The 13352-nt window shown below is 58.6% G+C and carries 12 protein-coding genes and 1 pseudogene; all 13 read right to left on the reverse strand.

The genetic code is table 11. From position 1 onward, the window contains the following. Nucleotides 1-4: 4 nt before the first annotated feature. The gene (locus FMA36_RS13500) at nucleotides 5-292 is read right to left on the reverse strand and encodes an MSMEG_0570 family nitrogen starvation response protein (protein ID WP_159262850.1); all 288 of its coding nucleotides are present in this window, start codon (nucleotides 290-292) and stop codon (nucleotides 5-7) included. Continuing rightward, a complete protein-coding gene (locus FMA36_RS13505; RefSeq protein WP_159262851.1) occupies nucleotides 280-1458 on the reverse strand; it encodes an MSMEG_0565 family glycosyltransferase in 1179 nt (392 codons plus the stop codon). Before FMA36_RS13505 ends, FMA36_RS13500 begins: the two co-directional genes overlap by 13 nt. Next, the gene (locus FMA36_RS13510) at nucleotides 1455-2429 is read right to left on the reverse strand and encodes a sll0787 family AIR synthase-like protein (protein WP_206065327.1); all 975 of its coding nucleotides are present in this window, start codon (nucleotides 2427-2429) and stop codon (nucleotides 1455-1457) included. Before FMA36_RS13510 ends, FMA36_RS13505 begins: the two co-directional genes overlap by 4 nt. Beyond that, nucleotides 2426-2989, reverse strand: a complete 564-nt coding sequence (locus tag FMA36_RS13515) for an MSMEG_0567/Sll0786 family nitrogen starvation N-acetyltransferase (RefSeq protein WP_159262852.1) — start codon at nucleotides 2987-2989, stop codon at nucleotides 2426-2428. The genes FMA36_RS13510 and FMA36_RS13515 overlap by 4 nt, the downstream gene beginning before the upstream one ends. Beyond that, nucleotides 2986-4095: an MSMEG_0568 family radical SAM protein gene (locus FMA36_RS13520; RefSeq protein WP_159262853.1), complete on the reverse strand. Its 1110-nt coding sequence runs from the start codon at nucleotides 4093-4095 to the stop codon at nucleotides 2986-2988. Before FMA36_RS13520 ends, FMA36_RS13515 begins: the two co-directional genes overlap by 4 nt. Then, on the reverse strand, nucleotides 4092-5075 hold the full coding sequence (locus FMA36_RS13525) for a Nit6803 family nitrilase (protein WP_159262854.1): 984 nt from the start codon (nucleotides 5073-5075) through the stop codon (nucleotides 4092-4094). Before FMA36_RS13525 ends, FMA36_RS13520 begins: the two co-directional genes overlap by 4 nt. A gap of 24 nt (nucleotides 5076-5099) precedes the next feature. Then, a complete protein-coding gene (locus FMA36_RS13530) occupies nucleotides 5100-5582 on the reverse strand; it encodes an MSMEG_0572/Sll0783 family nitrogen starvation response protein (protein WP_141262606.1) in 483 nt (160 codons plus the stop codon). Nucleotides 5583-5922: 340 nt separating this feature from the next. After that, nucleotides 5923-7326, reverse strand: a complete 1404-nt coding sequence (locus FMA36_RS13535) for an aminotransferase-like domain-containing protein (RefSeq protein WP_159262855.1) — start codon at nucleotides 7324-7326, stop codon at nucleotides 5923-5925. 195 nt (nucleotides 7327-7521) lie between these two features. Then, nucleotides 7522-8192: pseudogene (locus tag FMA36_RS13540) on the reverse strand (IS3 family transposase); the annotation flags it as partial. A 90-nt stretch (nucleotides 8193-8282) separates the two neighbouring features. Further along, nucleotides 8283-9104 (reverse strand): 2OG-Fe(II) oxygenase, encoded by an 822-nt coding sequence (locus FMA36_RS13545; protein ID WP_159262856.1) that lies wholly within the window; start codon nucleotides 9102-9104, stop codon nucleotides 8283-8285. 103 nt (nucleotides 9105-9207) lie between these two features. Beyond that, nucleotides 9208-9822, reverse strand: coding sequence for a nuclease-related domain-containing protein (locus tag FMA36_RS13550; protein WP_159262857.1), 615 nt, complete (start codon nucleotides 9820-9822; stop codon nucleotides 9208-9210). Nucleotides 9823-9932: 110 nt separating this feature from the next. Then, nucleotides 9933-12536, reverse strand: coding sequence for an EAL domain-containing protein (locus tag FMA36_RS13555; protein ID WP_159262858.1), 2604 nt, complete (start codon nucleotides 12534-12536; stop codon nucleotides 9933-9935). After that, nucleotides 12536-13222, reverse strand: a complete 687-nt coding sequence (locus FMA36_RS13560) for a hypothetical protein (RefSeq protein ID WP_159262859.1) — start codon at nucleotides 13220-13222, stop codon at nucleotides 12536-12538. Before FMA36_RS13560 ends, FMA36_RS13555 begins: the two co-directional genes overlap by 1 nt. Nucleotides 13223-13352: the final 130 nt, after the last annotated feature.

Consider the following 13352-nt stretch of genomic DNA (forward strand, 5'->3'; position numbering starts at 1 on the left):
CGTCTCAATAACTGAAAGACAGGACGCGCACCTGCGCATCGGGTCGATTGAGGAAGGGCGTACTGGCCTGTCGAATGGCATGCAGCTGGCCAAGGGCGCGGCTGCACGGAAAGCCGTAGCGCGCACGAACCCGCTCGCTGGCTTCCGTCAGGGCCGTATCCGCCTTTTCAAGAAACTCCCGGACCGGATAGTCCTGACCGGGCATGAAATGGTCTCTTATGACCAGTGATGGGGAGTAACAGTCGGTCTCCTTCCCATCGGGCCAGCACACGCGAAAGGTCATTTCGGGCATGGTGACGAAACTCCTGAAGCATGGACGCCAGCGTGCTGCAGCGCCGCGAGACGCCGGTATGCGGGGATGTGCCGGCCAGCGACGTTGCGCCAGTCGAAACGATGGGCGGTTGCGGGACCGCTGATCCGGAAATGGTCACGACTTTTGATGCTCAGCGCGTCACGCAAGGCCACCAGCAGGGTTTCGGGGCGCGCCAGGTCACACCACAGCGCATCCGCTTGCGAGAGGTGCCCGGTAAAGGGCGCGATTTCTGGCACAATGGCAGGCGTGCCGCAGGCCAGTGCTTCCAGCGGGCACAGGCCGAACCCTTCTGTTATGGACGGATAGGCCAGCACATCCGCCTGCCGGTAGAATGAAGGCATGTCTTCATCCGCAACCGGTCCGGTTATGGTCACGTGATCCGCTGCACCGCTTTCGTGCAGACGTGCCGCGAACAGCGTCCGGTAGGCAGAATGATCCAGCAATGAAGCCCCGCCCGCCACAACCAGATGCACATCAGGCTGTTCGCGGCGAAGGGCCAGAAACGCGTCGAGCAGTTGCAGGGTATTCTTGCGCCGCTCGATCCCGCCCACGGACAGGATCAGGCGACGGTCAGTCGGCAGACGATACCGTGCCCGCAGCGAGGCATCGTGCGTGGTTGGTGCGGGCGAAAAGCGCACGGGATCGACCCCGTTGCCGACGACGGGGGCCTCGCGACCATGTTCGTCACGCAGGATGCCTGCCCACAGGGGACTGACGGTAAAGAGTTCGGTCGCCGCCATGAAGCCCCGCTCCTGTCGCGCGGCAAGGACGGGGTGGGAGAAACGGTCGAGATGGTGGACCGTGCGGGCAAAGCCCGGTATCCGCCCCTTTTCCACCAGATCGGCCAGCGCATTGGCGCTGATGGGGTCCTGCGCATGCAGCACGTCAAAATGCTGCCCATGCAGTGCGTCCCTGATTTCACCAATGCGGCGCTCCACCAGCGTTGACAGATCGCTCTCCGGCACAGCCGGAATACAGTATATGGCGCAGCGGGGCGTGCGGAAGAAACCGGCTCCTGTTACGTCCGGCGCGATGAGCGTTGCGTCATGGCGCGCGTCACACAGGGCTTCCGCCAGCGCCATGCCGTGCACCACACCGCCGCGCGGATTGGTCGAATGGGTCAGGATGCCAATGGACAGACTCATGGCGTAAACCCCATGAGCGGCGTCCGGGCCAGATCCCAGAAGGTTTCCTTCTCATCCGTCCATGTGACATCCACACGCCGCGTCTCATTGCACTGGCCGATGGCAGAAGCTGCAATGCCCCGCCCATGAAAGCGGGCGATGACCGCATCCGCATCTTCGGGATGCACCGTGAGCAGATAGCCATAGCTGGGGAATGCGGACAGCCAGCGTTCCATAGGCGCGGCATCGGGGCGTGGAATATCATCAAGCGTGATCGTCATGCCCACGCCTGAACATTCAGCCAGCATAAGGGCGGTGCCCAGCAGTCCGGCCATGCTGATGTCCTTGGCGGCACGGCTCAGCCCATCCTCGGCTATGCACGGAAGAAGTTCGAGATCCCCCCGCAGACGTGCCGCCCCGTCGGTGCCGCACAGGGCTGAGCTTGCATCCCAGAACGGGTGCGGGTCATGCCAGCGGCCACGCAGGTCGATGGCGGCGATCAGCACCTCGCCCGGTCGGGCATCGAAGCTGGTCAGCAGATGACGGGCACGGCCAAGGATCGCCACCGACAGCGAGTTGTGAGTGCTGCGCATGTTGGTATGGCCGCCGACCACAGGCACGTCATAGGTGCGTGCTCCATCATGCAGACCCGTCAGGATGGACGCGGCCGCCTCGGACGTATCGCTCCACAACGTATCCACCACGGCCACGGGACGGCCTCCCATGGCCGCGATATCGCTGACATTGACCATCACGCCGCAATACCCGGCAAACCACGGCATTGAGCGGACAAAGCTGTCCTGAAATCCCTCACTGGCCAGCAGAAGATAGCCGTTACCGTCCGGAATTGCAGCGCAGTCATCGCCAAGGCGGATGGCATCAGGATTTGCAGGCTTCAGGATCGCAGCCGCTTCAGCAATATCCTGTTTGCCCGCAAGGGCGCGACCATGGCGGAGCGTGCGCAGCAGTGTGGCAAGTTGATGTGCCATCACGCCACCTGCCGGTTGCGCGGCTGCGGACGTAGCAGCCAAGTCTGATCCTGACCGTGTGCCGGATAGCGCGCAAGGTCGGCCTGCATGTCGTGATGTGGCAGGCCGTGCAAGGTTATGGTGCCAAGGCTTTTCCAGTGCAGGCGGCGGAAAAACAGCACGTTCTGCTCCTGCACCTGCGCCAGAAACTGCGTGGCCCCAAACCCGTGCGCCGTGCTGACTGCCATGCGGATGAGTTCCGCCCCGATCCGGCCCAGTTTGCGGTGACCTTCATGCACGGCCAGACGGGAACCGCGCCACACACCGGGCTCGGCTTCATGGATGCGCACTGCTCCTACCACCCGGTCCGGCATGCCCGCCATGCAGCACGCCGCGATGATGGGAATGGCAACTGCGTCAGTTGCATCCCGATCGTCGTCCGCAAACACCTGCTGTTCGGTGCAGAACACTTCGCGGCGCAGCGCGTGATAGCCAGCCCTTTCCCACGGCGTGCGGGCAAGACGCACAACATATTCCGTGGGAATGAACGGCCGGTCTTCCACGCCTTCGAGCATCTCACTCATTGTTCGTACGCCGACAGCGAGGAACAGGCGCCACACCGGCCACACCCCGCCCGGATGTCGGTGGATTTCATGTTTGCCTCGCGTAGCATCCGGCCCAGCGGCGCCAGCACGGATTTCATGAACTCGGCCGAAGGCGGCGCGTGATTTTCCAGCGGTGTGCCGGAAATGGGCACGAACGGCACGACGAAGGGATAGACCCCGAGCGCAATCAGGCGTTCGGCCAAAGCCAGAATGTGTTCGGCGCTGTCGCCAAGACCGGCCAGAATGTAGGTATTGACCTGCCCGCGCCCGAAGACCGGCACGGCGGACGCAAAAGCATCCATGTAGCGATCGACGCTGACCGTGGCCTTGCCGGGCATGATCTTCTCGCGCACGGCCTGTGTTGCGGCTTCGAGGTGCATGCCCAGACTGTCGGCCCCCGCCTCGCGCAGGCGCTGGAACCAGCCGTGATCGCGCGGCGGCTCGCACTGCACCTGAAGCGGCAGATCCACCGCCGCCTTGATGGCACGGGCTGATTCCGCCAGCACGGCAGCGCCCCGATCAACCACGTTGGGTGTCCCGGTTGTCAGCACCATATCGCGCACGCCGTCCAGCTCCACGGCGGCTTTTGCAACTTCGGCCAGTTGCGCGGGCGTCTTGTAGGCAATGGTGCGGTCGGCTTCGAGCGACTGGCCGATGGCGCAGAACTGGCACGACGTGCGCCGGTCGGCATAGCGGATGCAGGTCTGGTGCACCGTGGTGGCCAGCGTGTCGCGGCCATGCAGAAGGGCGATCTTCCAGTAAGGAATGCCGTCCGCCGTGCTCAGGCCATAAAAGCGCGGAGCCCTCGGAAAATGGATTGTGCCCAGCGTCTGGCCATCACGCAGCAGCGTGCTTGTCCCACTCTGGTCAGGCGGACTGGCCTGAAACGGAGACCGTCGTGCACCAGATGTATAAACCGGGACCATGACTGTCTGACCCGCGATGGTGATCGTCTTGTGGTCGGAAGGGCCGGCCCCACCCTTGCGGGCGATACCCCCGGTCTGCTCACCGATCTGAAGCCCGAAGGATTGCAGGTCAGTGACGAGCCTGCGGCCGGAAAGCGTGCCGAGTGTCGGAACAGTCATGACGCAACCTCGTCATTGGAGGGACCAACCGGCCCAGTTGCTCCATGCTCACCAACATAGTGCACCGTGCGTGCGGGCCGCCGGTCCTGCAGCAGGCTGAGCAATTCCGGGCGTGCATAATGCCCCACGGAATCCATCATCCGCTTGCGCTTGGTGATTAGGCCGAAGTCGAGATCGGCAATCACCATCCCCTCGCCTTCCGTCAGGGGTGTGCCCAACAGCTTGCCTTCAGGTGAGACGATGGCGGTGAAGCATCCACCTCGCAACGGCCCTTCCAATGCAGGGTCGTCGGCTATTTCCTTGATCTGCTCTTCCGTCAGCCAACCCGTGGCGTTCACCACAAAGCAGCCTGATTCCAGCGCGTGGTGGCGGATGGTGACTTCCATCTGGTCGGCGAAGATCTGGCCTACCAGCGAGCCGGGGAACTGCGCGCAGTGGATTTCCTCGTGCTGGGTCATCAGCGCGTAGCGGGCGAGCGGGTTGTAATGCTCCCAGCACGCCAGCGCCCCGATGCGCCCGGCCGCACTTTCCACCACTTTCAGCCCCGAACCATCCCCCTGCCCCCAGACCATGCGCTCATGGTAAGTGGGCGTGATCTTGCGGCGCTTGAGCAGGATTTCACCTGTGGCGTCGAAGATGATCTGCGTGTTGTAAAGCGTACCGAAATCCCGCTCGTTCACGCCCAGCACCACGACCATGCCGGTGTCGCGGGCGGCTTCAGCCACCATGTCGGTTACCGGACCGGGGATGACGACAGCGCGTTCGTAGAGCTCCAGATGCTCGCCGCCGAAGCGGAAAGCGGGCTGGATGAACGAGAAATAGGGATAATAGGGCACGAAGGTTTCGGGAAAGACCGCCAGCGCAACGCCTTTTTCGGCGGCATCGCGGATGGCCTGGCAGACTTTCCGGGCAGTCCCCAGACCATCATCACCAAGGACGGGGCTGATCTGGATGGCTGCGGCGCGAACGATACGGGGCATGGCGTGCGGTCCTCCCTTCGGCCTTCAGAGAGTCCAGGTGTTCAGGATGAAAGCGTTGTCGCGGCGGGCCAGCAGGATGATGTCGAGCACGTCCTGCGGATTGATCGGCGTAATGCCGGGGATCAGGTTCTGCTCGCCGTAGCCATAAAGGGCCTGAAGCGCGAAGCGGCAGGCATAGACCTTGCCGCCCTCTTCAAGGATTTTTGCGATCTGTCTGTTGCAGTTCATGTGCCCCGGAAAGGCCTCATCGCCCAGGCGGGGAAAGCCGCGCTGCACGCCAAGGGTCACACCCGGACCATACAGCAGCACCGACGTCTCGAATCCCTTGCGGATCAGGCGGGTAGCCTGCAGCAGGTTGACGAACCCGACGGAGCCTTCATTGGCGACGGTGTGGAAGGTGATGAGGGCTTTTTCGCCGGGTCTGGCTTTGACGTCCTCAAAGACCTTGTTTTCATAATTGACGAAGCAGTCGCCATCTTTATGCGGAGCGTGTTCGACTTTCGGCATGGTATCTCTCCCGTGTGCTGCGGTCTACGGCGGGGAGCCGGGACTGACCGCGTTGCCGAGGCGAACGTGGCACGGGATGGCGGAGAGCCAAAATATTGTATGCCTTAAAATTAAGGTACAAACGGATCAAATTAAATTGCATGCCGTTCTCCCACCAGGATAGGAGCATACAAAAAATATACGCAAGCCATACAATATCGGGATGTGATTATAAGTGACTGTTTTGAAAGGATCTTATAATCACGCAGTCGTGAATGAAGTGCCTTTTTGTTTTTCCATGTGCCTGCATGGCATGCCCCGGAATCTGGTGCCTCCATCGATTCCGGGCATTGCGGTCAGGTCACACAATATCGGCAAAACCGGGGGAACGTTTGTGCCGCAGCACTGACAGCACCCCGTGCAGGGATTCCTCAAGGCTTGTGGCATCCGGCGCGCTGCCCAGTGCAATCCGCGCCCGCTGCGGGGGTTCCCCACTGATGGTGAAAACGGTACTGGGCACCAGCGCCAGACCCCGCCTGCGGGCATAAGCCACAAAATCCGCACTGCCCCACCAGTCCGGCAATTTCAGCCAGACATGTGGCCCGTCGGGGTTCATGCAGTGCCCTTCTCCCAGTACCTTGCGGGCAATGGACTGGCGCAGGCGCAGTTCCTTGCGGATGGCATGCAGGATTGTATGCGCCTGCTCTGTCTGCATCCATCGCGCCGTGAGTGCGCTGAGCAGACCGGCATTGGTCAGGGCTATGGCCCGGATGGCCGCCGTAACCCGTCGGGTCATTTCCGCATTGGGCAGGGCCACATAGGCAGTGCGCAGGCCCGGGCTGAGCGTCTTGGCGAGGGTAGCTACATAACTGACACGGCTATGATCAAGGGCCGCCAGCGCCGGGAGCGGATTGTCCATCAGCAGGCTGTAAGGGTCGTCTTCAGTAATATGCAGATGATGGCGTTGGGCGACCTTCAGGATGTCCTTGCGCCTTTGCAGCGACATCGTGGCCGTGGTGGGATTGTGAATGGTGGGGATGCAGTAGAGCAGCCGGGGATGATGTTCGGCGCAGACCCGGTCAAGCTGGTCCGGCATCATGCCTTCCATGTCGCTGTCCACGCCGACCAGAATAAGGTCGAACTGCGCCGCTATGGTGCGAATGCCAGGGTAGGCAATGCGATCAGTTACGATAACATCACCTGGCTGCGTGTGCGTGCTGACAATTGCCGCAAGTGCACTCTGGGCACCCGGTGAGACAAGGATTTCGTCCGTTCGCCTCTGACCGATCGCGGGCGCAATCCATTTTGCGCCAAGCTGGCGCTCCTCCAATGTGCCGCCCGTTACCCGGTAGGACATCAGGCTGTTCAGATCCTGCTGTTTCAGGATGGCTGCAATGTCGCTCTGGATAATGCGTTGAAGCGGCGGTTCCTGCGGAATTGGCGGCAGGTTCATGGTCAGGTCAACTACAGCCGGTCCCGTATGGCGCCAGTGGCTTTCTCCGGCGCCAACACGGATAAAGGTGCCACGGCCGACAGTCGCGTCAATCAGGCCACGCCGCCGGGCCTCGGCAAACGAACGGGTCACGGTAGTCAGATTTGTGCCAAGATAGTCCGCGATCGTGCGCTGTGGTGGCAGCCTGTCCCCTTCCCTCAGCTCACCCTTGCGGATGGAAAGCGCCAGGGCATCGGCCAACGTCATGTAAATCGCGTTCGGACTCCGGCTGATCTCTTCTTTCCAGTGGGCCAGATAGGGGTATGCGGACATGAGATGGAATTTCCATACATTCGATGAGATTCCATTCGACCATATACCATACAATCCGTGCAATAATGGTCGATACAGATTAGGGTTGGGTGTCCCCTACCGGTAATCCACGCCAATCCATAGCGATAATGTCCTGTCCGAAGATTTGGACTGACGAAGCGATGATTTTTGACGTGCCTCCTTTTTTGTATCTACTCAAAAGGAGAGTTCCCGTTTTTTATGGCTTGAGGTTGATGGAATGACAGGGGTCTCGGAAGCATGCCCCCGAGACCCTTGTCTGGCGATCTGATCCGGTGTCCTGCCATCCAGTTGGGAATGTGGGCGCACCGAATTGTAGCATTCCCGCCAGTCAGCCAGAATCTGGCGGGCATGCGTCAGGGACGTGAACAGCGTTTCGTTGAGACATTCATCCCTGAACCGACCATTGAAGCTTTCGACAAAACCGTTCTGCTGCGGCTTCCTTGGGGCGATATAATGCCATTCGATCTGCATCTCGTCGGCCCGTTTCAGGATGGCATGGGGCGTGAACACCGTTCCGTTGTCGCTGACAATCATGAGGGGTTTGCCATATCGCTCCACCAGAGCCGTCAGTTCTCGCGCCACACGTCTGCCTGACAGCGATGTATCGGCAACCAATGCCAAGTTCTTGCGACTGAAATCGTCGATAACAGCCAGAATGCGGAACCGGCGACCACAGATCAGGGTATCCGAGACAAAATCCAGGCTCCAGCGCTGCCCGGGTTCTTGAAGATGGTCATGGGAGAACGCGTCCCCAGTGCGCGCTTTCGGCCTCTCCGATGACGGGCTTTCAGGCCCTCTTCCTGATAAAGGCGGAACAGCTTCTTGTGATTGGATATGAGGCCTTCCAGCGCCTTCAGCCGTTTGGCTGCGGACACCTCAAGACCACAGGCTTAACGATAATTTGTAAGATATGGCTCTCAAGAAAAATTGGAATCTTATTTGAAGTTTTGCTTATGTTTTCTATGTCGTACCCATCTTGCCGTATCAATAATAAAATGCGGCATTATGTTTCGTATGAATATTTCTGCTATCTGCATGGTCGATTGTCTGTTGTTCGATAAGTAAGTTGTGTTTTGTGCGGCTCTACTGGTTTTTATTTTTGGTGCCGTGTAAAAATATGTAATGAGCGTGCGCCGCACGTGCCCTGCTTGCGTGGCCTGAGGATGTCCATGCCATGAATCAGGTGACTGGAGCATGAGCACACTGCGCCCGAACCGGGGAACAATTTTCCTGACAGGCTGGGGTGGATTTTTTTGCCACAGTTCCAGCAGGCCGCCATATTCCGGCTTCCAGTCATGATTGAGATAAGTCAGTAAAACCAGTCGATTTTCCAGATATGTATGGGGGTGATGACGAAAATCGGTATGGACCTGAAAATGTCCCTCCCCCGCGACTTCGTGCATGCCGCCCCCATAAAAATACGGATCAGGAAGCAGATTCGTGATTCCTGTCAGTCTGGTCAGTAGCCGCAGGAATGGCGCGCTATTCACGATATCAAAATACTGTTGTATTGCTGCAGGCATGACGGATTTTGTGCTGGTCGAACGCTTTGACTGAAGCTGATTCTGGAACACATTTATATTATTTACATGATCAAGATTAAAGGCCTGCAACGCTTCGTTCAGCAGGGCATGACTGAACATTCCATCTATGACCAGATGCGGAAATGGCCTGGCCGTCGTAAACTCCTGTGCAAGTTTACTTAGAAGGGAGGTATCGGACCGGTGCATTTCTTTTAACAAGGGTACGTACGACATCTGCTATCCTAACGATATTCTTTCTGGCATTGCAGGGCGACGGGCATATCTTGCGAGGTGCCGCAATGTTTATAAGAAACTGCTCTGTCAAAGTCCTAAACAATCATGCAGGACCTTGCTGTTGTATCTGTAAGGATACGGTCCTGTGTCTATGATGAGTGGTTGCAATATGGCACCATGCTTCACCGTATCTGGATGGAATGGCTCCTTTATTGGATAGGGTGTGCAATATGCTTTCCAGATCCTGGATGAGAAGGACATGATTTCTCAGGGGAGCCACTAGCGGCACCTTGTAAGGGAGCAGGAAGTGGCCTGTTACGGGAACGGGTTTCTCCTCTTTTTTTAATGATGGGTCATTTATCGTGGTGCTGACAGTTTCTGCCAGTTTCAAGAAACTGCGCAGGAAGTCATCATTACAGGCAAAATTTCCCGCCCCGCCCTGCGATCGGATTTCTTTTTCGGAAGAAGGCGCATTGATCCACGCGATGTAATGCTTCGTATGTAAGGTATGTAACCCGTCCGCGCTGGCAAATATGTGATCAATCTCCACACATTCATCTGTTCCATGTGGCAGGGTAATGCCATGGAGTACGGGCAGGCCACTTGCCACAAGCATCTGCGTAACGGGATCATCCGCGGCAGGCTGTCTGCACAGTTGCTGCCACAGGGCAGCATCTTCGCCTGCAGGGAAATTTTGATTGCGGTGCGCACGTGTCATGTCCGGTCCTGCAACAGATAAAGCTCCAAATCCGATAAGAAGGCTTTTATTGTAAAGAACTGTTAATCTGGGGGCATCTCCCCTTCGTCACGCCGCTATTCATGTCCCTCTCATGCAGCATCATGCTGGCTGTCGGGCCGTGAGCACCCGGTATCGGGGCGCGCATTCAGCCATGCTTCAAGATCCTGCACATCCAGGGGCCTGGAAAAGAAATATCCCTGTATCACGTCGCAGTTGATCTGACGGAGCAGGTCAAGCTGCGCCTGCGTTTCCACCCCTTCCGCCACTACGGTCATGCCCAGGCTCCGCCCGATACGGATGATGGCCGTGATCACAGAGTGAACCTTGCCCGTCGGTTCAAAGCCATCCATGAAGCTGCGGTCAATCTTGAGTTCGTTAAGCGGCAGGTTTGCAAGGTTCGACAGGCTGGAAAAACCGGTTCCGAAGTCATCCATGGAGAGCCCGATGCCCATCGCCCGGATCGCCTGCGTGGCGATGAGGGTCTGCTCGTGATCTTCCATCATCGCACTTTCCGTAAGTTCGATGGTCAGGCGCTGGGGCGGAATACCGCTTTCACGCAGGATCCCGTCAATCAGGCGTGGCAGATCGGGATTCCTGAAATGCAGCGCGGATATGTTAACCGACACAACCGGAACCTCCACCCCTGCCTGCATCCATAGGGCCATCTGCCGACAGGCCGCCCGCAGCGACCACAGCCCGATTGCCTCGATCTGCCCGGTTTCTTCCGCCAGAGGGATGAAACGGCCCGGTGAGATTATGCCCAGGACCGGATCGGTCCATCGGGCTAGGGCTTCCACCCCTTCCAGCCTGCCGGTCGTAGCATGGATCTGCGGTTGGTAGACCTGATGGAGTTGGTCAGTCCTGATCGCCTCCTTCAGCGCGTTGGTCAGCAGGATCTGGTCTTCTGCCTGCCGGTTCATTTCCTCGCTGAAAAAACGGTAGCAGTTGCGGCCCGTATTTTTTGCCTGAGACAGGGCCGTTTCGGCCTGTTGCATAAGCATTTCCGCCTCCGGCAGGCCACCATTATTATCCGCGATGCCGATACTGGTTGTTATGGTAACCGGAACATCGTCAATCACGACCGGCTCCGCCACGGTTTTCATGATGGCATCGGCCAGTCTCGTGGCCCGTTCCACACCACCGGTCGTGACCAGGGTGAATTCGTCCGCCCCGCTGCGGGCCAGCCGGTCATCACTGGAAATGAGACCGGATAGCCGCCTGGCCAGCGTCGCCAGCAGCCTATCACCCGCCGGGCGCCCCAACCCGTTATTGATGGTCCGGAACCGATCAAGGTTGATGATCAGGGCCAGCAGGTTTTCATGCCGTGCGCGTGCCATCCTCTGTCTGATACCGTGCCACAGCCCGGTCCGGTTGGGGAGGCCCGTCAGTGTGTCATACTGCGTAAGCCGCGCGATATCCTCACGCGCACGCTGTTGTTCGATGGCAAGCGCGCACAGGTGCAGGCAGGCATCGGCAATCCGCCGGTGCCATCTGCCCGGTGCGCGCTTGGCACGGAAATAAAAAGCCAGACTGCCCGCTACCCGGCCATCCCGCAGCAGGATCGGCACCGACCAGCAAGCCATGAGGCCATGCGGGACGACAACCTGCCAGAAACCCTTCCATTTCGGATCGGCTTCAATGTCTGGCGTAACCACTTCCCTGCCGGTGAACAGCGCCGTGCCGCATGACCCGACCTCGGGGCCTATCCGCAGGTCTGCACAAGCTTCGGCAATCTGTGCGGGCAGCCGTGCGCGCGCTACGGGGTGCATGCGCTGTTCATCATCCACAACCACGATCTGTGTTGCGACATCGGGGGCGATACGTTCAATCTGGCGGCACATTAAGGCGAGGATTTCGTTGAAGGACAGGTTGCTGGTCAGTGCCCCCATCATATCCTTCTGCAGCGTCTTTATCTGCTCGCTGCCCGTAATGTCATTGAGCACCACGATCACTTCATGCAGTTCCTCATAAGGGCTGCATATGGGCGTTACGGTTGCCAGAAGCCAGATGTCCTGGCCCGTGTCGGTGCGGGAATGGATTTCCAGTTCAAAGGGTCGACAGCGCTGCAGGCGACGGCGGAACGCCTGCAATGTTGCAAGATCACCCTGCTGCCCGGACAGAAAAGCCGAGAAGTCAGTCCCTTCCATACCTTCGGCATCGATGCCCGAAAACCGGGCTGCCGCCGCATTGGCGTAGGTAATACGGCACTGGCTGTCCAGTATCAGGATACCGCATGCATTGCGCTGCACGATGCTGGCGTACTGCAGGTCCTGTTCACGTCGGGACAGTTCCCGTGTCACGTCGCGCAGGGAAATGACAAACACCTGTTGCCCTGCTCCCTCGATCCGTGCCACGGACATCTCGGCAAAAAACGCCGTGCCGTCATGTCGTAGCAGGGTCAGATGGGGATGGTTTTCCGTAGTGGAACGACAGACCCTGCCCCCGGACACGCCGGATGGACACAGCGCGGCATGTGTCAGGTTTTCGCCAAAGGTACAGGGCAGGATGTCTGTTCCGGTCGGAAAGAGAATATCGAGTTTCCGGCCAGACAGTTCCGTCGTGGAGCCACCCCAGATATGAGCCGCGTTATCATTGGCGAAGATGATTGTATTATCATTGCTGACAAGCAGGATACCCGCATCAATGCTTTCCAGCAGTTTGTCCGGAATGGGATAGGTCTGTCGTTCGCCCATTAGTCTGGTCTGCCTGTCTGTTGTGTTCTGGTGGGTAAATGAATAACGACGCCGTTTTCAGGGGTCTGTGTCCGGTAGCGTTTGAGAAAAAGCGGGGACTTGCTTGCCCCTTCTCCCTGCTGCCAGTTTTCAGGACGGGACAGCCCATAGGGGTCTCCATCACAGCGCACGACCGCCCATGCCGCGCAGTTCTGTTCCGCTCCACATCCCGCAAGCAGTCCGATCAGCGTGATCCGGGTATCGGAATCATAGGATGCCGTCAGGGTCTCGTTGCCACGGAATATCAGGCTGAATGGCGCGGCGCGGTCCGGGCTGCCAAATGTGATGTCGATCAGGATAAGGCCGGCTTCGGAATGCTTGGGTCCGAAAATGACTTCTCCCCCCGCCGGATCAATAATCAGGTGCAGCCACAGAACCTGAAAGGGGCCAAAGCTGTCGATTTCCAGCGTTCCCCCCTGCAGAACGTATTCCCAACTGCTCCACCGGGCCAGATCGATCAGGTTCGTGCGGACCCAGGCCTGTGTCCCTATGACGAAGCGGTAGGAAGACAGATCCGACCTGCGTGAAAGGGGAAGTGATCTGTTTACAACCTCGATCACGTTGTTCCAGTTGAAAAAGCCGTTCCTGACCGAGGTCTCATCCGTACGGACCACAAGAGAGCAGCCATTGTCCGTTGCCATCTTCATATGTATCGCCTGTCTCAAAAATACTCGCACCAGCAAGAAAGTTTCGGGTTTTCTGACCGCTGGCTATTGGGCCAAAATATGAAATATTTGTGGCGTGGCCGTTCTGCTTGATGTGAAACCGCATGATGGT

Source organism: Komagataeibacter xylinus (assembly GCF_009834365.1).
GTDB classification, from domain to species: domain Bacteria; phylum Pseudomonadota; class Alphaproteobacteria; order Acetobacterales; family Acetobacteraceae; genus Komagataeibacter; species Komagataeibacter xylinus_D.

What these genes read in the sequence shown, in the direction of transcription:
- FMA36_RS13505 (WP_159262851.1), bottom strand. Translation starts at nt 1,458, where the DNA reads ATGAGTCTGTCCATTGGCATCCTGACCCATTCGACCAATCCGCGCGGC.
- FMA36_RS13560 (WP_159262859.1), bottom strand. Translation starts at nt 13,222, where the DNA reads ATGAAGATGGCAACGGACAATGGCTGCTCTCTTGTGGTCCGTACGGAT.
- FMA36_RS13530 (WP_141262606.1), bottom strand. Translation starts at nt 5,582, where the DNA reads ATGCCGAAAGTCGAACACGCTCCGCATAAAGATGGCGACTGCTTCGTC.
- FMA36_RS13555 (WP_159262858.1), bottom strand. Translation starts at nt 12,536, where the DNA reads ATGGGCGAACGACAGACCTATCCCATTCCGGACAAACTGCTGGAAAGC.
- FMA36_RS13520 (WP_159262853.1), bottom strand. Translation starts at nt 4,095, where the DNA reads ATGACTGTTCCGACACTCGGCACGCTTTCCGGCCGCAGGCTCGTCACT.
- FMA36_RS13550 (WP_159262857.1), bottom strand. Translation starts at nt 9,822, where the DNA reads ATGACACGTGCGCACCGCAATCAAAATTTCCCTGCAGGCGAAGATGCT.
- FMA36_RS13535 (WP_159262855.1), bottom strand. Translation starts at nt 7,326, where the DNA reads ATGTCCGCATACCCCTATCTGGCCCACTGGAAAGAAGAGATCAGCCGG.
- FMA36_RS13500 (WP_159262850.1), bottom strand. Translation starts at nt 292, where the DNA reads ATGCCCGAAATGACCTTTCGCGTGTGCTGGCCCGATGGGAAGGAGACC.
- FMA36_RS13525 (WP_159262854.1), bottom strand. Translation starts at nt 5,075, where the DNA reads ATGCCCCGTATCGTTCGCGCCGCAGCCATCCAGATCAGCCCCGTCCTT.
- FMA36_RS13545 (WP_159262856.1), bottom strand. Translation starts at nt 9,104, where the DNA reads ATGTCGTACGTACCCTTGTTAAAAGAAATGCACCGGTCCGATACCTCC.
- FMA36_RS13515 (WP_159262852.1), bottom strand. Translation starts at nt 2,989, where the DNA reads ATGAGTGAGATGCTCGAAGGCGTGGAAGACCGGCCGTTCATTCCCACG.